The following is a 21,401-nucleotide window of genomic DNA, read 5'->3' as shown; positions in this document are numbered from 1 at the left end:
CTGTTTGCTAACTGTTTATCGAAGTTACTTCCATATACAATCTTGGAATCTGAAACTGTTCTTCTTAACGATTTAGATTCGATACTATCTGAAGCGTCTATTGTTCTACGTCTATTGTTATTGTTACTTGAAGGTACGTAAGTATCTATTGTAAATGTTGTACTAGTTGAATTACTGTTGTTAGCATTATCAATTGATGTAACGTTTAATAAGTAAGTTCCATCGTTTAATGTTTTTTCTGCTAAGTAATAATCTCCTGTTTTAGTTAATGTAATATTTTCATTGTTTATGTTTGCTATTACTTCTTTTATTCCAGATGTAACTAAACCTTCATAGGAACTAACGTTTATTAAGAATTTATCTGTTTTTAAAGTTCCGTTTGGTGAGTTTATTGTAATGTATGGAGCTGTTGTATCAACTTTAAAGACTGATACTGGAGTTACTGCTTTATTATCCACGTTATCAATAGCATATATTTTTAAAGCGTAATTATTATCCATTAATGTTTTATTTACAATATAGTAACCATCAGTTAGTGTTAAAGTATTATTTTCCCCATTTAACTCCGCCATTACTGATTTAATTCCTGTAGAATCAGTTACTGTAGCGTTTATTGTAATATTTGCTTTATTTTGTAATCCTATTGGAGAATTTAAAGTAACTTTTGGAGCTGTTGTATCAACGCTAAAGGTTATTTCATCTGTTACGCTTTTATTTCCTGCATTATCTTCGGCATAAACTTTTAAACTATATTTATCGTCTGATAAGTTTTTGCTTAAGGTATAATAGCTATTATTGATATTCATTGTAATATTGGTTCCATTTATGTTTGCCATTACTTCTTTTATCCCTATTGCATCTGTCGCAGTTGCATTTATAAATATATCACTTGTATTGTATACTTTATTATTTATTGGATTGTTTATTGTTATTTCAGGCGCCTTTGTATATACAACGACCCATAGTTTTTTAACACTTCTATGACCTAGATTATCAAACGCATAGAATGTGAAAGAGTAATTTCCGTCAAGCATTTCGTTAAATCCGAGATAATAGTAAGTAGGATACTCTGCCATAGTACGATTATAACCGTAAAATTCAGAAACTATTTTATCAACACCGCTTGAATCTACAGCAGTTATATTTACCTTAAAACTATTTTTAGTAAATATTGATTTATTAGCTGGTGAATGTACTGTTATTATTGGACCTGTTGTATCAATATATTTTGCTAAGTAGTCTATGTTACCTTTTGAAATATCGTATATTTCATCACAGAAACCATCGTTGTTAGTATCGGGATGTGTTTCAGAAAAACCTGTTCCTGTTGGAGTTACCCAGGTGTTTCCCCCACCTTTTTCTTTTGTCGTATTCCAATAGTTTAGTCCACAACTTGAAAGTCCTATATTAGCTGTGTTATTAAATATATTGCCTATAATAGTATTATTATTAGCATTAGATAAATAAATACCATTATAATCGTTTGAATTTGCAGTATTATTTATAATGGAGTTATTATTAGAAATTCGTGCATAAATACCATAATAATCGTTTGAATTTGCAGTATTATTTATAATGGAGTTATTATTTGAATTTAATATACGAATACCATTTGAATTGTTAATTATCGTATTATTTATAATTGTGCTATTGTCAACATATTCCACTAAAATACCATACTGAATATTTGAATTTGCGTTATTATCTAAAACTGTGTTAACTCGTGTTTTATAGATGTAAATACCATACTGAATATTTGAATTTGCAGTATTATTTATAATCGTATTATTATTAGAAATTCGTGCATAAATACCATGATAATCGTTTGAATTTGCAGTATTGTTTGTAATAGAGTTATTATCACAATTATCTATACGAATACCACACTGAGTATTTAAACTTGCATTATTATTAATAATGGAGTTATTATTTGAATATAATAAATAAATACCATAATAATCGTTTGAATTTACAGTATTATTGATAAAAATTGCATTATCTACATTTTTTAGGTTAATACCATATTTGTTTGAATTTGCAGTATTATTTATAATATTGATGATGCCAGCTACCAGATACATATGGATACCTGATTCAGTATTTGAATTTATCGTATTATTTATAATAGATATATTTGTTATTTCCGCTAGTAGAATACCATAGTTCTTATTTAAACTTATATTATTATCCATAATTTTAGTATTATATACATGGTATAAATCAATACCACTATCAATATTTGAAACTATGGTATTACTAGTAATAGTTGTATTATCTAGCGTTTGTAGGTCAATACCATATTTATTTAAACTTATGGTATTATTAGTAATAATTAAGCCATTAGAATCGTCACTTGAGTGTATACCATACTCTTTGTTCGAACTTATATTATTATTAATAATGGAGTTATTGTTCGACCCGGTGATTAAATAAATACCATTTACACTATTTGAACTTACATTATTATTAATAATGGAGTTATTATTTGAATTTGATATACGAATACCATTCGAATTGTTAATTATGGTATTATTAATAATTGTAACATTATTAGAATTGCCGATTCCAATACCTCTGCCTACATTAGATATATTAAAGTTTTTTATTGTTACATTATTTGCATTGGATATATCTATTCCGTAATTCACAGTAGTGGTACTACTATCGTTTATAGTAAATCCCTTTCCATCGAGTATTACATCGTTACATTGAATATTTATAACATTACCACTGGAAACCGTTATATTATCTGTTAAATAATATTTACCCGGTGTATTTATTGTATACTGTCCATTTATTGCAGTATCTGCATATGTTGCATTAACAGCCAACATTGTTACCAGTAGTAACATAAAAAATGTTATTTTGTAGTTTTTATACATATTATCCTCCATAATTATTATAAAATTATTTATTTAATTAATTAAATAAATAATTTTTTATTTAACTTTAAATATATCTTAAGTATTAGATATCTAATAATTTAATAAGATTTACATATAACTAATATGTTTGAAAATTAACTTTTTTTTACAAGTAATTATCTTTAATTACATTTTATTTAAAACTAGCAAAAACCCATTATAATTTGAAAATAAATAGTTTGGGAACCTAAACTATTTAATTATGACCTAATTATACTAAATAAATAGAAAAATATTTATTTTATGTAGTTTATAACTTTTATTACACTGAGAGGTGTGTTTGTCATAATAATATTATTGAGTAATATGCGACAAAATCAATAAACTATAATGTATAAATATAGTTATAAAATTACTCTACGTATGACGAGTTTTCAATTAATAGAGGTGTAATATTGAATATAAAATATCAATTAGTTGGTATTTTAATGTTATTATCAATTTTAGGAATGGTCAGTGCTACTATCGACCTTCAAAATCCTATAGATGGTCAATACATTAACGATACTAACGTAACAATAGAGGTACTTACGAACCTTACGGTTCAAAATGCTACCTTAATACTAGATGGGGGGATTCCTCAAAATTTAACGTATAACGCCACCATAAGTGCTTATACGCTAAATTTAACGGATTTAAGTCAAGGTCCCCATAAAATTAACGTTACAATAAATGGTACAACAGCAAACGAAACCGCGAACTTTACATTTATTGTAGATACTATCTATCCGGCAGTTACGGTTACTGCACCAGCTGCAGATATGATAATGCCAAAAGATTTTAACATAACTGCAACAATTACGGAAGATAATGTACAAACTGTTCAGGCAATCATAATCCCTGATGGAGGAATACCTCAAGAACCAGTTAATTTATCAATCGTCGGAAGTGAATATGTAAGTCCAACTATTACGCTAGCAGCGGGTATTTACACGTATGCAATAAACGTAACGGATTTAGCTAATAATACATTTATAACAGCTCCAGTTAACTTCTCAGTTGACGGGGAAGTGCCAGTAGTTACAAATTCATTACCGGATACAGATTATTTGATAAATGAAGATTACAAAATAAACGCAACAGTTACGGATAATGCAGGAATTGCATCAGTTGTAGCGACTGTTAAAAATATAAGTACTGGAACATTCACCGAATATACTTTGAGTAATATCAGTGGAGATTTCTATGAAACAAACTTAATACCTGTAGTAGAAGATGCAGCTCTTAGCTACAACATCACTGCAACAGATATACACGGTAATAAGATTACAACAACGTCAATTAACTATTTTACTGACGTGACAGCCCCAACAATTACTATTAACAGCCCAGCACCTAACGTTCCAACAATGAGTGTACCAATCATAGGCTTAACTCCTTTTGATGTTAGCTTTTCAGTTGATGAAATAGTTGGCATGAGTGAAGCAATAATTGATGGTACGCCAATTACATTAACACCTGTTGGGCAAACATTCACTGGTCCAAGTAATGGACTTATAGAAGGGTTACATGAATTAAATATATCCGTTGAAGACGAAGCAGGTAACATTGCTAATAAATCACTTAACTTTGTGGTAGATACATCAGCACCAGTAATTAGTGAAGTATCACCAGCAAATGACTCTATATTACCAAGTAACATTAAATTAAGTGCACTTGTTACAGATTACAATGTAAGTAATGTTAGCGTACTTATTCATGATATAGTAAAAGATAACTATAACACAGTAAATATGTCTCTTAATGGTACTGGTTACTATGAAACTGAATTACTTCTTTTAGAAGATGGAAATTACAATTTTGTAATAAACGCAACTGACGTTGTAAAAAATACTGCTCTACTTAATGCATCAAACATTACAATAGATGCTACAGGACCTACATTTAGTAATATAATGCCTGTAAATAATTCAATAGTGTCTAGTAACGTGGAAATAAGTGCAACAGTTACTGATTCAACTGGTGTAGGTATAGTTCAAGCATATATTACTCCTAAAGGCGGAATTCCATCTTTGATAAATTTAACATATAATGATACTTTAGGATATTATACAAATAATACTACATTAGCAGGTAATGATTATTCATTCATAATAAACGCAACCGATGTTTTCGGCAAAGGTGCAGCATCTGAATCAATAAATATTACTGTAGATGCAACAGCACCTAAGATATCAGATATTATGCCAGCAAATGGTTCAAAAATACCTTCAAATGTGATAATAACTGCAAATATTACTGATAGCCTTAGTAATATGGGTCAGGTTAATGTAGAAATTATTAACGAAACAGGAAATATAATAATTAAAAGTATGTCATATTCGGACATGTCCAAACTTTATCAAACACCTGACGTAGTATTACCTGAAGGTAATTACCAATTTACAATAAAGGCAAAGGATGATAAAGGAAATGAAAATATTTCTGCACCTGTAAACTTTACTGTAGATATGAGTGCACCTGTAATCACAATCTTTGACCCGATTGAACAGGGTTCAGGAAGCATGGGTGATTCATTTAATGTAACATTCAAATTGGACGAATTAGTAACCATGTACTCTGCAATAATTGATAAAGATACACCAGGTTCAATAAATGTTCCATTAATTAATAATTCAACAACTTACACAGGAGCAGTAATTGGTCTTTCTGACGGTGTACACACACTAAATGTAACTGCTATGGATATCTGTGGAAATACTGCAACAAAAACGATTAGCTTTAATGTGGATGCTACAGCACCTGCAATAAGTGAAGTAAACCCAATAAATAAGTCAATAGTACCTAGTGACTTTGTATTATCTGCAACAGTAACCGAAAGTAATACTATTGATAAAGTTGTAGCAATAATAACTCCAGAAGGAGGAGTTGCTCAAGCACCAATAAATTTAGCATACAATACTACATCAGGAAAATACGAAGTTAGGGTTAATACTTTAACCAGTGGAAAATATTCATTCATATTAGCTGCAAACGATACATCAGGTAACGCTGATATGACATCATTCTACAATATTACTGTAGATGCAACAGCACCTAAAATAAACGTTACAAACCCATTAGAAGGTATGATAACACCTGAAGGGGTTATATTTACAGCAAACATTACAGACGTAAGCAATATAGCTAGCGTTCAAGCAATCGTAACTGGAGCAACCAGTAAAACTGTAAATTTAACATACAATGCAACAACTGAATTATATGAAAACGATAGCGTTTCATTTAACGATGGAGCTCACGCATTTACAATAACTGCAATAGATGCTTTAGGTAATGAAAACGTTTCTGCACCTATAAACTTTGTAGTAGATGCAACAGCACCTAAAATAAACGTTACAAACCCATTAGAAGGTATGATAACACCTGAAGGGGTTATATTTACAGCAAACATTACAGACGTAAGCAATATAGCTAGCGTTCAAGCAATCGTAACTGGAGCAACCAGTAAAACTGTAAATTTAACATACAATGCAACAACTGAATTATATGAAAACGATAGCGTTTCATTTAACGATGGAGCTCACGCATTTACAATAACTGCAATAGATGTTTTAGGTAATGAAAACACTTCTGCACAGGTAAACTTTGTAGTAGATGCAATAGCACCTCAAATTACAAATGCTAAACCTACAACTGATTCAATATTATCTGGAACTTTTAAAATAAACGCAACAGTAACTGATACCAACCTTGATTCAGTAGTGGCATATATGAATGATTCAGAAACACCTATTACATTATCACAAGTTGGTACATCTGATTTATATGAAAATGACTCATTAACTAAAGCAAGTGGTAAATACAACTGTACTATTGTAGCAATGGATAAAGTAGGAAATAACGCAACATTCAGTGCTATAATTACAGTAGATGCAACAGCACCTACTGTGGAAATTAAAAATCCATTAGAAGGTATGGTAACACCTGAAGGGGTTATATTTATAGCAAACGTTACAGATATTAGTGATATAGCTAGCGTTCAAGCAATTGTAACTTCTGGAGCAACCACTAAACCTGTGAATTTAACATACAACACAAGCCTTAAAATGTATGTAAACGACAGCGTTTCATTAAACGAAGGAGCTCACGCATTTACAATAACTGCAATAGATGCTTTAGGTAATGAAAACACTTCTGCACCTGTAAACTTTGTAGTAGATGCAACCGCACCTCAAATTATAAATCCTAAACCTACAAATGATGGCTTTGTAAAAGATACGTTTAAAATAAATGCTACAGTTACGGATGCTAATGTAAGCACAGTTGTAGCAAAACTTAACGATTCAGAAACACCTATTACATTAAACCAGGTGGGAACATCTGATTTCTATGAAAGTAACCCATTAACTAAATCAGTAAGTGGTAAATACAAATATACAATTATTGCAATAGATTCAGTAGGAAATAACGCAACATCAACTGCTACATTCACAGTAGATGCAACAGCACCTGTAGTTGTAAGCACAACACCTAACGCAGGAGTTGTAATACCTAATAACTTTAAAATAGGCGCTACAGTTACAGAAACAAATGTGGATACAGCTATAGCTACACTCACAAAAACAATTGATAGTTCAACCACAGGTATAAGTTTAAGGTTCAATACTACCTCAAGTAAGTATGAAAGTGACATTATTGACGTTTTCCCGACTGGTGACTACACATACACTGTAACTGTAACAGATAAAGCAGGAAACTCCGCTACATCAAATTCAGTTAGCTTTAAATTAGATGTCGATAATCCTGCAATTACAAACGCTAAACCTGGAACTAATTCAATAGTGCCTAGTAAATTTAAAATAAACGCAACAGTAACTGACACCAACCTTGATTCAGTTATAGCGAAACTTAACGATTCAGAAACTGAAATAATATTATCACAAGTTGGTACATCTGATTTATATGAAAATGACTCATTAAATAAAACAACTGGTAAATACAAATACATCATTATAGCTACAGATTTAGCAGGAAATACTGCAAATACAACAGCTACATTCACAGTAGATGCAACAGCACCTGAAATTGTAAGTACAAAACCAAGTGCTGGTGCGACTGTTGGTAGTACAACAAACATACAAGTAAAAGTTAATGAAAATTCAACAGTTAATATATCATTAATAAATTCAACAAATTCATTAAATCCAATTACATTAGATTTAAATGAAGACCCAAATAATGTAAATTTACATACAGGAAGTGTTTCCAATTTAAAAACTGGAGAATACACTTTAAAAATAACTGCAATAGATATATATGGAAATAAATTTAACAACGACGGAATTGTATTTAATGTAAATGCAACACTTCCGGTAGTTGAAATTACAAAACCTACAACTGGTTCATTATTCAATGATTCAACGGCACCTATATTAATAAATGTAACTGGTGAAGAAGGTGCAACAATAAACGCAACAGTTTATAGTAACGTAACTGGTAGTCCTTTAAACGCTATCGAACCTATTGACTTAGTTAAAGACGGCGAAACTACTGACTTCACTGGATATACATCATCAGTTGAATTGCCAGAAGGTAACTATACAGTAATTGCACGTGCTAAAAGCATGTATAATAACACGGCTACTTCATCAGCAGTTCACTTTAAAATAGATTTAACAAATCCTAGCGTTACCGATATTAAACCTATCGAAGGTAAAGTAGTAAATGATGGATTTACAATAAATGCAACAGTAAAAGATGCAAATGGAATTAAAAATGTTATTACAACCATAGTTGCAGAAAATTCAAGCGAAACCATCTTAGCATTGAATCCAGTAGGTGAAACAAATACCTATGAAAGTATTCCTATAGATACCTTAGAAGATGGTACATACACATACACAATAACTGCATACGATAACGCTGGAAACTCCAATACTAGTGATTCAAGTAGTTTCTCAGTGGATACAACAGCACCTACAATTAGTGATGTAAGACCTGTAAAAGGCTACGTTTACATCGATAATGCTGCCATAATCATTAAAGCTACAGTCACTGACGATAACATAGATATAGTTAATGCTACACTCGCAACAGCGGATAAAACACAGGAAAATACTATATCAATGAATAGTATTGGAAATAATATTTATGAAACCAACAAAATGGATGGATTACAAAACGGTACTTACTTATTTACAATAAATGCTAAAGATACATTAGGAAATAAGAAAATATCAGAAGAATATAACTTCTCAGTTAAATTATTAACTAATGATACAGTTAAAAAAGCATTAGAAAACATTAGCATTAGTTCCGATGTTTGGGACGAAATAAATATTAGTAACATAACAACCGAAGAACACGACGGTTACAATATCACATCTCTAGAATTCAGTAACGAATCATTACAAATTCCAGTAATGGAAAATGTTTCGACAAACATCTCATTAGAATTAAAAACGAAACTCCAACAAGCTAATGAAAAAGCTAAAGAGTTAAATGTGAAATTAATGACTTCCACTGAAGCTCAAAACTCATTAAATAAAATTAAAGAGTCTTTAGAGCAGGGAGCATTATTGAAAAATGGATTTAACGTTACAAACGTTACATCAGAAATGACAACAACTTCAAACGTGGTTTCAGCAAACCTTAAATTTATTGCAAAAGATACCGCTAAAAAAGGATATGTAATATTCAGAATACCATTAGGTGACTTTTCATTAAGCAGTATCACCGTTAACAATGGTACAGAAACTACTATAACAACCACCAAATCAAAAATGGGTTGGTATAGAGTAATATCTAACGATAATGGTAAAATATTAGAATTAACATTATTAAAAGACCCTGAAGTTGACATTGAATTGCAAAAAGTATTACCTACTACCTCAAGTCCACGTAGAAGTAGTGGAGGCGGTGGTCACTACACCTCAGATTCAATTACGACAAGTAGCATGATTTCAGGTTCAAAAATAGTTTATGCGAACTTGGATAAAAACTATGCAAAATCATTAAAAAGCTCGGTTACTGCATACTCAAAAGACATTAAAATAGACGGCGATACAATTATCGTTGGTGGTCCTTTGGCAAACGCATTAACAAAAGCATATATGAACCAATTCCCAGTGTCAATTACAAATTCAAACCCTGGAGAAAATAAAGGTGTAATACAAATGATGACTATTAAATCAGAAGGAACTGGTTTAGTAACCGAATACAACGTTGTATTACTTGCAGGTTCAGATAGATTCGGTACACAAGCTGCCGTAGAATACTTTAAATCACTTAGCGAAGTTCCTGAAGAACCTATTTTAGTTCAATGGGTAGATGGAAAAGCTAAAAAGATTAATTAAATAATTAAGAATTAATTCTTAAATTAATTCTTTTTCTTTTTTTTTATTATTTTTTAAAATAGATTTATATTGCAATTTTGATTATTTCTTGTTTTTATCAACAATTATTTAAATTACATACTTGCATATTAATATAATTAAGAATATAGATAATATCATAAATAAATCAAATAAATCAAATAAATAATATATTTTACATAAATAAATACAGAATAATTATTTAACTATTATTTAGAGGTTGAAATATATGGAATGGCTATTATTACCAATAGTAGGGCTAATTATATTATTTATAATTATTAAATCCGTTGTAATCGTTAATCAGTACGAATTGGGTTTAATATTTAGATTAGGAAAAGTAGTAGGAAGTTTAAGACCTGGTGTAAATTTAATAATTCCTTTCATCGATAATGCCATAAAGGTGGATGTGAGAACAAAAGTAATCGATGTACCCCCTCAAGAAATGATTACAAGAGATAACGCGGGAGTTACGACCGATGCGGTTATTTACTATAGAGTTATGGACGTCAATAGGGCAGTTCTTGAAGTTCAAAACTATCAATACGCAATAGTAAATTTGGCACAAACGACACTTAGGGCAATTATCGGAAGTCTTGAATTGGATGAAGTTTTAAACAAAAGGGAATACATAAATAATAAACTTTTAGAATCACTCGACAAAGATACCGACAGTTGGGGGGTAAAAGTTGAAAAAGTAGAGCTTAGAGAAATTGACCCCCCTACGGATATCAAAAATGCAATGACTCAACAAATGAAGGCTGAAAGGCTTAAAAGAGCTGCAATTTTGGAAGCTGAAGGGGAAAAGCAAAGTAAAATCCTTAGGGCGCAAGGTACTGCAGAAAGTATTAGAATTGAAGCTGAGGGGCAGGCTAAAGCAATAAAAACAGTTGCAGAAGCGGCACAAATGTACTTTAAAGGTGAAGCACAAGTTTATAAATCACTTGACGTTGCAAATAGCGTTTTAAAAGAAAATTCAAAATATATAATATCTGAAAATATAATGGACATTGCCAAAAACTTTTTGAATTCAAAAAAGAATTAAATGAATAATTAATTAAATACTACAATAATATAATTTCTTTTTTTATTTTTTTAAATTAGAATTTATTATAATATACGGCGTCTACCACGTCGCTCTTGCTCATACAATATAGGTTTTACTTCAGTATCGTAATTTTTAGGTTTCTCCGATTTAACCGCAAAAAACCATTTGATTGATTTATAAAGTATATTATCTTTTAAATTCATATCTCCACCCAAAATTTAAAATAAATTATATTATTTAATATTTATTCTTTTCATTGTATTTAACATAACCTTTATGAATCCCTTCGCTTAATTCCCGAGCTAATTCTTTTAATTTATAAATAGTTTCATTAGAATCCCCGTATTCCTTAATAATATCTACAAAAGCACTCCCTACAATAACACCGTCAGCACCATTTTCAATTATTTTTTCAGCATGTTCACCGTTTGAAATTCCAAAACCTACATACAGCTTATTTTTATCGCAAAGATTTTTTGCACGAGCTATAAATTCAAAAGTCATCTTTTCAAATGAACCCCTAGCTCCAGTAATACCAAATGTCGAAATTACGTATAAAAACAGTGTACTAGCCTCATCAGAATACATCAACCTCTCATCAGGTGTATTTGGGGCTACAAGGAATACTGTTCCCATATCATGCTTTTTACATATTGCCCTATACTGTTCTGCTTCATCTAGGGGTAAATCTACAATTATAAGCCCATTTGCCCCTGCTTCTTTTGCTTGAATTACAAAATTTTCAATACCTCTTTTATATATTGGATTGTAATACGTCATAAGTACAACTGGCGTATCTGAAAATTTCCTAAATTCCCGTAATACGTCAAAAGATTGATGTATTTTATAACCATTTGATAAGGAACGTACATTTGCCTCTTGAATAGTTGAACCATCTGCTATCGGGTCACTAAATGGTATACCTAGTTCTATAACTCCGCAATATTCGTCTAGTGCATTCATAAATTTTAGTGTAGCTTCAATATTTGGGTCCCCTGATACTAAAAAACTAACTAAAATTGGTTTTTCTTTTTTCAAATCTTTTTTTAAGTCATTTTTCAAATCTTTTTCTAAATTTTCTAAGTTTTTCATTTAAATTCCTCGATATTTTAATTAATTTTAATTAATTTTAACAACCCAATTTATGTACTGCATTTATTACTGTGTTTAAATCTTTATCCCCACGTCCTGAAAGGTTTATTACCATTATATCGTCCTTATCCATATTTCCTGCATTTTCAATGGCATAAGCAATCGCGTGAGACGATTCTAGAGCCGGGATAATTCCTTCGGTTCTCGTAAGTTCCATAAATGCTTTTAAGGCCTGTTTATCAGTTGCTGAAGCATACTGCACACGCCCAAGGTTATGTAAATAAGCATGCTCTGGACCTATCCCTGGGTAATCCAATCCGGCAGAAATACTATAAGCTTCTTCTATTTGTCCATCCTCGTCTTGTAAGAAATACGAAAGCATACCGTGAAGTACCCCTTTTTCACCTTTAGTTATGGATGCACCGTGAAGGCTAGTGTTAAGCCCCTTACCTGCAGCCTCTATTCCTATCATTTTAACATTTTTGGCATCATCATTGCCAGTACTGATATTATTACTTAAAAATGGATGAAATAAACCCATTGCATTGCTACCCCCTCCAATACAGGCAACTAAATAATCAGGAAGTCTTTCTTCCTGCTCCATTATTTGTTTTTTAACTTCTTTCCCAATTACTGACTGAAAATCTCTCACCATAGTTGGGAATGGGTGTGGACCCATCACAGTGCCAAGTAAATAGTGAGTATTTTCAAAAGTAGCAGTCCAATTTCTCATAGCTTCATTTACAGCGTCTTTTAAAACTTTGGAACCTGTATCGACTGGCGTAACTTTTGCACCCAATAATTTCATACGTGCTACGTTAGGTTGTTGTCGTTCTGTATCTACCCTACCCATAAAAATCTCTGTTTCGAGACCAAAAAGTGCTCCTGCCATAGACGTGCCAACACCATGTTGACCCGCACCCGTCTCAGCAATTATTCTTGTTTTACCCATTTTTTTAGCAAGAAGTGCTTGACCAATAGTGTTATTGGTTTTATGGGCACCACCATGCAATAAGTCCTCTCTTTTTAGGTAGATTTTGGCACCACCAAGTTTTTCAGTCAAGTTTTTTGCATAATATAGGGGAGTTTCACGTCCTGCATAATGTTTTAAATAGTATGCAAGCTCATTTTGAAAGTCTTCGTCATCTTTTAACTCTTTATAGGCTTCTTTAAGCTCTTCAACAGCCGGTTTTAAAACTTCAGGTATATATTGACCCCCAAATTCCCCAAAATATCCATTTTTGTCACATTTTGTATTACATTTCATAATTTCACCTTAATTTTACATATACTGTATTTAGTCATAATTTAATAACCTATAATTTTTAATTAGTTAAAATTCGATTAATTCTAATTAATTCTAATTAAATCAAATTATGACAAATCTTTTTTATTAATAATTCGTTTTTTCTGTTGTTTAACTCAACGCCACTAGAAACATCAATTCCAACGGGTTTTACGGAATTTACAATTTTTCTCACGTTTTCAAAAGTTATACCGCCTGCAAGTACGACATCAAATTTTTTGGAGATAATTTCGCTAACTCTATGGTCATGAGTTTTCCCGCAACCCTTACCTGTATCCAATAGTATTTTATCAATATTGTCGATATTATATTCCTTAATTTTATCAATAAGTTGTTCAGCGTCTTTTTCAGGGTTTAAACTTCGTTCGGAGACTTTAAATGACTTCATTATAAAGCAATCATATTCATTTTTGATATGTTCCACATTTTTGGAAGCCAAATCAGAATGAATTTGAACATATGGCTTAAAATTTGAATTTTTTGAAGTTGATTCAATTATTGATTTCCAAATTTCCAAATTTTTGGATGTAGATACTGTGAAAACTGGAATTTTAGAATTAGTAACGATATTCTCCGCAGTTTTCAAATCTATCTTCCGTTTTGATTCGCATTCTACTATAACACCGGTAGCATTTGCGTATTTCTCAACAATTCTTAATTCATCTAAAGTTTTTATTCCGCAAATTTTTAAAAACATTTTTTCACATCGTTATATTATTTCCTCTATTTTTTAGATTATTTACTAAATTTAGGGGATTTATAAAATTTTGAAATCTCTACAAAGTTTTTAATAATTTTTAAACCTTCTTTTTTCTCAAATTCTGTTAAAATACTCTCCGGATGAAATTGAACACCAAATATTGGTTTTGAATTGTGCCTTATCCCCATTATAACTCCATCGTCACTAGTGGCTGAAATATGGAAGTTTTCGGGCATTTTTAAGACCGAAAATGAATGATACCGACCTGCTTTAAATGGTAATTTGACGTCTTTGAAAATTCCTTTACAATCGTGTTTTATGTAGCTTGATTTACCGTGAACCGGTGGAATTTTACCTATTTTCCCGCCAAAGACGTTTGCAATCGTTTGGTGACCTAGGCAGACGCCTAAAATCGGAATATCCACCTCTAGAATAATTTCAGGGCAATTTTGAACATCTTTATCATTTTCAGGACTTCCGGGTCCAGGAGATATAATAATACCATCAGGTTTTAGATTTAGCAACTTTTCAACGTCAATGGTGTTTGGAACTACTTTTATTTCATCGTATAATGACGCATAGTCCGCCAAATTCCATACAAACGAATCTTTATTATCGATTATTACTATCATACATCTTCACCTTTACTATCATTCAAATGACTTATTGCTAGATTTAACGCCTAAAGCTTTCATCATAGCCCGCATTTTTCTTTCTGTTTCATAATACTCTTTTTCAGGTATTGAATCGGCTACAATACCCGCACCTGCCCTAACGCTACAAATACCGTTTTTTTCAATCTCCGTCATCCTGATTCCTATCGCTAAATCAGCATTTCCACTATTTGAGAAGTAACCTACCGCACCACCATAGACTTTTCGCCTTGATTTTTCTATTTTATCGATTATTTCCATCGCTCTAAATTTGGGGGCTCCTGTAAGTGTACCTGCGGGGAATGTAGCTTCTATCGCATCAAACATATTGAAATTATGTTTTTCATCCAAAATTCCACTAATTTCACTCTCGATATGTTGAACGTGGCTGTATTTTACAACATCGAAAAACTTGTCAAGAGTCACACTTCCAGGCTTGCAAACCTTTCTAACGTCGTTTCTAGCAAGGTCTACGAGCATCATGTGTTCGGCTTGTTCTTTTTCGTCATTCAATAGCTCTTTTGCAAATTTTTCCGTTTCTAATATGTTTTTACCAATTGGGGCAGTTCCTGCAATTGGATTTACTTTTAAAATGTTATTCTGTACCGATGCCATAGTTTCAGGTGATGCCCCCACTATTTTTTTGTCAAATTCAAGTAAGAACATATACGGGCTTGGATTAATTTCTCTTAAATTTTTATACAATTCAAACGCAGAATACTCGCTTTTTAAATAATATTCTCTAGAAGGTACTATTTGGAATAAATCACCCTCAAATATATGTTCTTTTGCTTTTTCTACCATTTTAACATAATCTTCAAAATTTGCATCGCAACCGACTATTTCAACATTTTTAGATTTAGTGTTATTTTTATTATTTTTATTATTTTTTTGACATTTATCTTTAATTTCAAGTTTTTTGGCTTTTTCAACAATTTTTTTAGCTTCTTTTATCTCATCAATTGAATTATTTTTTTCAGAATAAAAATAAAATTTCTTTAATCGGTGGTCGTAAACATAAATATTTCCATAGTATCCAAATACAGATGGTTCTTCTATTTTTCCACCAATATAGTTGTGTATGCAATCGTAAGCCATATATCCCAGATAACCACCCGTAAATCGGTCATCAGTATGTTTTAAACCATTATTATTATAATTATTATAATTATTATAATTATTAATGCCGACATTATCTGAAATTTCTTTTAACGATTTAAACGGATTACTCTCTTTTGAAATTGTTTCATTATCCATTTTGGTTTTATTTTTTATTCTCAACATATATTCTGGGTTATATGAAATGTACGTATATCTTGCGTTTGTTTTACCTTTAGAGCGTGATTCAAGCATTACAGGATATTTACCTTCGTTTCGTATAACTTCATAGAGTTTCAAAGGGTTTACATAGTCTAATTTAATTTTCATAATTATTCACCCCTTTGATTCACAATTTCATCAATTTCATCATGTTTATTTAATTTATTAATTTTATTTATTTTATTTATTTTTTGGATTTCTTCGATTTTTTTCAAAACCAATCTTGAATCAATCACTTCTTTTGCAATTTCTATGCCCTCTAAGAAATTAGATGCAATTTTACAAGCGTATAAACCCGCTGAAGCATTCATAAGTATAAAATTCCTATCTTCATTTATTTTTCCTGAAAATACATTTTTTAAACGTTTTGCACTTTCTTCAGGACTATTGCAGGGAATTATTTTCGAATTTTCAAGCCCAAAATCTTTGGGATTTACGATATAACTTTTGAATTCATCTTCAAAATTTTTGTTAGTAATTTTATTATATTCCACGATTTTAGAATTTCCATTTGGATTTAGTTCGTCTAGAGTGTAATTTTTTCCGCAACTTTTCCCGTAACCATTTACAACCAGCGCTCTTTCCACGTTCTGTAAGTTAGGCAATGCTTTTGCAACTTTATCACACAACGCAATAGAATTTACCCCAATTATTTGATATTTCGGACTAGCAGGATTTGCTAAAGGTCCTAATACATTGAATATCGTTTTAAACTTCAATTCATTCCTTACGGGCATTATTTTTTTAAGAGCCGGATGATATTTTTGAGCGTGCAAGAACGTAAAATTGGTTTTTTCCATTAAAAATTCTGCTTCTTCTACGGTTTCAGGAATTTTACAATTTAAAGCTTCATATACATTTGCAGAACCACTTTTTGAAGTTATTGATACATTACCGTGTTTTGCAACCTTTGTAAAGCAGGACAGTATCAAAGAAACCGCCGTACTAACATTTATGGTTTTTGAGCCATCGCCACCTGTTCCACAAGTGTCTACAACGTTCCCTAAATTCATAGTTATTGCATTATCACGCATTGCCTTTGCAAAGCCTGCAATTTCCTCCGAAGTAATGCCTTTCATTTGTAGAGCGGTTAAATAGGCTCCTATTTTAATTTCATTTTCATCTAGTAATATTCCAAAAAGTTTGTAAGCTTCTTCAAATGTCAAATCGTTTTTTTCAAGAATTTTATTCATAAATTCTTTACTGATTATTTCAATTTCAGTCATAGTTTTCCCCTACAAAGCTTTTAACAAATTCTTTCTGTATTTCAAAGTCTGCTTTCATAAATGACGTACCGACAAGTACCGCGTCAGTATACATTAAGGCAATGTTTAAATCGTTTAAATTAGAAATTCCGCTTTCACTAACTAGTATTCTATCCTTAGGTATTAAATTAGCTAATTTTTCAGTTAATGATACCGTTCCGTCGTCAAGTTCTAATTTACATATATCCCTGTTGTTTATACCAATCATGGAAGTTTTTGTATTTTTCGCAATTTCTATTTCTTGCTCATTGTGTACCTCGACGAGAGTATCTAAACCGCAACTATTTGCATAATCCACAAATTCGGCTGTTTCTTCGCCCAATATTCTTGGAATTAATAGAACCGTGCTGGCTTCTGCTTCTGCGGTTTTTTCAATTTCAGCTTTTTTAGTGATAAAATCCTTTCTAAGTACTGGAAGTTCTGTATTTTTACAAATTTCCTTAAATACGTCAAAATCTCCGTTGAAGTATTGTTTATCGGTGATATACGAAATTCCAACGACTCCCGCTTCTTCGTATATCTTTAATATGTCTAATTCATTTCTTTGTTTTAGTAAATCACCATATTTTGGAGAATGAACTTTAATTTCAGCGATTACTGCATTTTTATTCGTTTTATTCGTTTTATTGCAATTTTTTATGGCATTCGCCTGTCTTTTAAAATTTATCATAATAATCAGCCTTAATTTTTGGTTAAATTTATAAATCTAAATATATTAATTGTATCAAATATTTGCATAAAATAGTAATTAAATATATATAAATTTAAATGGTCAAATATATGGATATAACCATTACAAAATTTATAAATTTTTAGATAACTACTGCAAAATACAATTAACTTACAATTACCGTTATCGAACTATAGCGTTCGCTAACAAATTACACAGCGATTAGTGCCACCACTGGAATAAAACAACAATTTCTGAATTTAAACTATTTATATTATTTATATTATCATTCAGGTCATTTGCATTCATATTTCGGAAATTATCCATACCCGAGATTTTCGTTATAGGGTTCATTTTAAACACCATTGATTTTTATCATATTTTTATTAATATTTAACTATAGAAATCTTATAATATATATACATTATTGTAGATATATTAATACAAGACTAAATATTAATAGCTACTGTATAATTACGATTTTAACGATATTACAAGGTGTAATTATGGTCAATCAATTTCCTCACTATCCCGCGGTAGCTTTGTGTCAAAAACATCTTGGAAGTGCTCATGTGGAGAGCCATATGCTTTTAGGCTCTTTAAAACGTAAAAGGCAGATAACAAAGCACGTAGAGTATGACCAGGTTGAAGTTGACACCATAAAGGAACGGCATGACGAAATAGCAAAAGAAATGATTAGTAGGGGTTACAACCATAAGTCAGATTTAGAAGATGTATCGCCTCATATAAAACACTTGCCAAAAGATATTTTGCAGAAAAAAGCAAACCGTGGAAACGTTATACACTATTTGCTCTATGTAAAACACTGTCCCGAGTGTAGGAAAAGATTTGCTATTTACCTTAGACGATTAATCGAATTAGGTTACTAATTAAATAAAAATACTAATAAAAATAATAAAAATAATAAAAATAAAAATAAAAATAATTATTTTTTGAAATTTTACAAATTAATAGGAAGGAGTATTAATTTTAATATTAATAAATTAATAAATTAAATAATAAATTAATTAATAATTAGAATGAATCTTTAAAAGCTCCTTCAATTTGACTGTAAATTTGCCCTGTTTTAAAGTGAGATTGCTCAAGAGCTCCACTCGGACAACCTGCCGCACAAGTACCGCAACCTTTACAAAGTGCAGAAATTACTTCTACAGCCATTTTACCGTCTTTTTCAACAAATCTTGGTGCACCGTAAGGGCATTGTTGTACACAAATACCACAAGCTCCACAAACTTCACTATCGATGGTTACAACGATAGGTTCGATTTGAACTTCTCCCTGAGCTAGTGGGATTGAAGCTCTCGAAGCAGCCGCTGAACCTTGTGCAACTGACGCGGGAATATCTTTAGGACCTTGACAAGCACCCGCTAGGTAAACACCGTCTGTTGCAGTATCTACAGGTCTTAATTTAGGGTGTGCTTCCAAGAAGAATCTGTCCGCACTTCTTGAAATGCCAAGTAATTTTTGGATGTCATCCGCACTTTCTGAAGGCACCATACCAACTGAGAGGACTACTAAATCGTACTCTTTTTCTGATATTTCACCTAAAAGTGTATCTTCAGCCCTAATCATTGGATTATCGCTACCAACTTCTTGGAATACTTGAGCAGGTCTTCCCCTAATAAATTGAATACCATATTGTTTTGCACTTCTTTCGTAGAATTCTTCGTATGCTTTACCGAATGCCCTTATATCCATGTAGTAGATATCGATATCGGTTTCAGGTGATTTTTCTTTGATTAATTGTGAGTTTTTCATTGCATACATACAACAAACGTTTGAACAGTATCTGTGACCTGTTTTAGCATCCCTTGAACCAACACATTGAATAAATGCGATTCTTTTTGGTTTTTGACCATCGCTAGGTCTAATTACCTTACCCATTGTAGGGCCGGACGCATTAATCATTCTTTCCAATTCCATCGCTGTCACAACGTTAGGGTAAACACCGTAACCGTATTCTTCTTTTTCAGTTGGGTCGTATGGGTCGTAACCTGTAGCATTAATAATTGAGCCTACTTCAGCTTCAATGATTTCTGGTTTTTGATTATAATCAATTGCTTGAGGGCCACAAACTCTTGAACAAAGACCACAATCTATACAGTGTTCCATATCAATGGTATATTTTGCAGGCACCGCTTGTGGGAATGGTTGGTAAATTGCCTTTCTCATTCCAAGCCCCATATCAAATTCGTTTGGAACGCTAATAGGACATACTTCGGCACAAGAACCGCAACCAGTACATTTTTCTTCGCTTAAGTATCTTGGCTTTTTCTCAATTTTCACTGTGAAGTTACCGATATAACCTTTTACTTCTTTTACTTCAGAGTACGAGTACAATTTGATGTTAGGGTGTTTTGCAACATCCACCATCTTAGGAGCAAGGATACAAATTGAACAATCGTTTGTAGGGAATGTTTTATCGAGTTGCGCCATTCTACCCCCAACTGATGGGGTTTTTTCTACAACAATTGTTTCAAAACCTGCGTCACCTAAATCAAGAGCTGCCTGGATACCTGCAACTCCTGCACCGATAACTAGTGCTCTTTTAGTCACTGGTACATTAAGATAGTCCAATGGCTCTAAGCCTCTTGATTTCGCTACTGCCATTCTTACAAGGTCGTTCGCTTTTTCGGTAGCTTTTTCTTTATCTTTCATATGAACCCATGAACAGTGTTCTCTAATGTTAGCGAACTCAAATAAAAATGGGTTTAAACCAGCTTCTGCAACACATCTTCTAAAGGTAGGTTCGTGAAGTCTTGGTGAGCAAGCTGCTACAATAACTCTATTTAACCCTAATTCTTTGATATCTTTTTTAATCATTTCTTGTCCAGGGTCTGCACACATATACTTGTAGTCTCTTGCAATTACTACGTTTTCGAGTCCTTCGGCAGTTTTAGCTACGTTTTCGCAGTCTACAACTCCGCCTATGTTAACACCGCAATGGCAAACATAAACTCCAATTCTTGGTTCTTCCATAATATCACCGATATTTTGGCTATATAATTAATTTTAATGGTTATTTTTACTTATTTTTACTTATTTTATAATTATTTTATAATTATTTTATACTTATTTTTAATTTAAAG

The 21,401-nt window shown here is 31.7% G+C and carries 14 protein-coding genes; 3 read left to right on the top strand and 11 right to left on the bottom strand.

Annotation, left to right across the window (positions count from 1 at the left end; all coding sequences use genetic code 11):
- The coding region (locus M2325_RS07960; protein ID WP_259052603.1) for a NosD domain-containing protein at positions 1-2,882 on the bottom strand (2,882 nt) is incomplete at its 3' end.
- Between the two features lie 437 nt (positions 2,883-3,319).
- Here M2325_RS07960 and M2325_RS07955 point away from each other — a divergent pair.
- Together M2325_RS07955 and M2325_RS07950 are read left to right on the top strand one after the other, a co-directional pair.
- Positions 3,320-10,219, top strand: coding sequence for an Ig-like domain-containing protein (locus M2325_RS07955; protein WP_259052600.1), 6,900 nt, complete (start codon positions 3,320-3,322; stop codon positions 10,217-10,219).
- Positions 10,220-10,466: 247 nt separating this feature from the next.
- On the top strand, positions 10,467-11,282 hold the full coding sequence (locus tag M2325_RS07950; protein ID WP_209591536.1) for an SPFH domain-containing protein: 816 nt from the start codon (positions 10,467-10,469) through the stop codon (positions 11,280-11,282).
- Between the two features lie 65 nt (positions 11,283-11,347).
- Here M2325_RS07950 and M2325_RS07945 read toward each other — a convergent pair whose 3' ends face one another.
- The 9 genes from M2325_RS07945 to M2325_RS07905 all read right to left on the bottom strand — a co-directional run bounded on the left by M2325_RS07945 (position 11,348) and on the right by M2325_RS07905 (position 18,645).
- On the bottom strand, positions 11,348-11,488 hold the full coding sequence (locus M2325_RS07945; protein WP_259052597.1) for a hypothetical protein: 141 nt from the start codon (positions 11,486-11,488) through the stop codon (positions 11,348-11,350).
- Between the two features lie 34 nt (positions 11,489-11,522).
- Positions 11,523-12,377: a tryptophan synthase subunit alpha gene (trpA, locus tag M2325_RS07940; RefSeq protein ID WP_259052595.1), complete on the bottom strand. Its 855-nt coding sequence runs from the start codon at positions 12,375-12,377 to the stop codon at positions 11,523-11,525.
- Positions 12,378-12,414: 37 nt separating this feature from the next.
- Positions 12,415-13,644 (bottom strand): tryptophan synthase subunit beta, encoded by a 1,230-nt coding sequence (gene trpB, locus M2325_RS07935; RefSeq protein ID WP_209591540.1) that lies wholly within the window; start codon positions 13,642-13,644, stop codon positions 12,415-12,417.
- Between the two features lie 97 nt (positions 13,645-13,741).
- Positions 13,742-14,380, bottom strand: a complete 639-nt coding sequence (locus M2325_RS07930; RefSeq protein ID WP_259052592.1) for a phosphoribosylanthranilate isomerase — start codon at positions 14,378-14,380, stop codon at positions 13,742-13,744.
- Between the two features lie 38 nt (positions 14,381-14,418).
- Positions 14,419-15,015 carry an aminodeoxychorismate/anthranilate synthase component II gene (locus M2325_RS07925; RefSeq protein ID WP_259052590.1) on the bottom strand — a complete coding sequence of 199 codons (597 nt, stop codon included), beginning with the start codon at positions 15,013-15,015 and terminating at the stop codon, positions 14,419-14,421.
- Between the two features lie 18 nt (positions 15,016-15,033).
- On the bottom strand, positions 15,034-16,464 hold the full coding sequence (locus M2325_RS07920) for an anthranilate synthase component I (RefSeq protein ID WP_259052588.1): 1,431 nt from the start codon (positions 16,462-16,464) through the stop codon (positions 15,034-15,036).
- A gap of 2 nt (positions 16,465-16,466) precedes the next feature.
- Positions 16,467-17,549 (bottom strand): anthranilate phosphoribosyltransferase, encoded by a 1,083-nt coding sequence (gene trpD, locus M2325_RS07915; RefSeq protein ID WP_209591601.1) that lies wholly within the window; start codon positions 17,547-17,549, stop codon positions 16,467-16,469.
- Between the two features lie 25 nt (positions 17,550-17,574).
- Positions 17,575-18,294, bottom strand: a complete 720-nt coding sequence (gene trpC / locus M2325_RS07910; RefSeq protein ID WP_259052606.1) for an indole-3-glycerol phosphate synthase TrpC — start codon at positions 18,292-18,294, stop codon at positions 17,575-17,577.
- 219 nt (positions 18,295-18,513) lie between these two features.
- Positions 18,514-18,645 carry a hypothetical protein gene (locus M2325_RS07905; RefSeq protein WP_259052586.1) on the bottom strand — a complete coding sequence of 44 codons (132 nt, stop codon included), beginning with the start codon at positions 18,643-18,645 and terminating at the stop codon, positions 18,514-18,516.
- Between the two features lie 152 nt (positions 18,646-18,797).
- On the opposite strand from M2325_RS07905, the gene M2325_RS07900 reads away from it, so the two are divergent.
- Positions 18,798-19,181: a pyrimidine dimer DNA glycosylase/endonuclease V gene (locus M2325_RS07900; RefSeq protein WP_209591544.1), complete on the top strand. Its 384-nt coding sequence runs from the start codon at positions 18,798-18,800 to the stop codon at positions 19,179-19,181.
- A gap of 145 nt (positions 19,182-19,326) precedes the next feature.
- Here the strand turns inward: M2325_RS07900 and M2325_RS07895 are convergent, their stop codons facing one another.
- On the bottom strand, positions 19,327-21,291 hold the full coding sequence (locus M2325_RS07895) for a CoB--CoM heterodisulfide reductase iron-sulfur subunit A family protein (protein ID WP_209591545.1): 1,965 nt from the start codon (positions 21,289-21,291) through the stop codon (positions 19,327-19,329).
- Positions 21,292-21,401 lie beyond the last annotated feature (110 nt).

The organism is Methanococcus voltae PS (genome assembly GCF_024807035.1).
Lineage (GTDB): Archaea > AGJL01 > Methanococci > Methanococcales > Methanococcaceae > Methanococcus > Methanococcus voltae.
The sequence above is the reverse complement of the archived record's forward strand: the minus strand, read 5'-3'. Positions and strand labels throughout refer to the sequence as shown.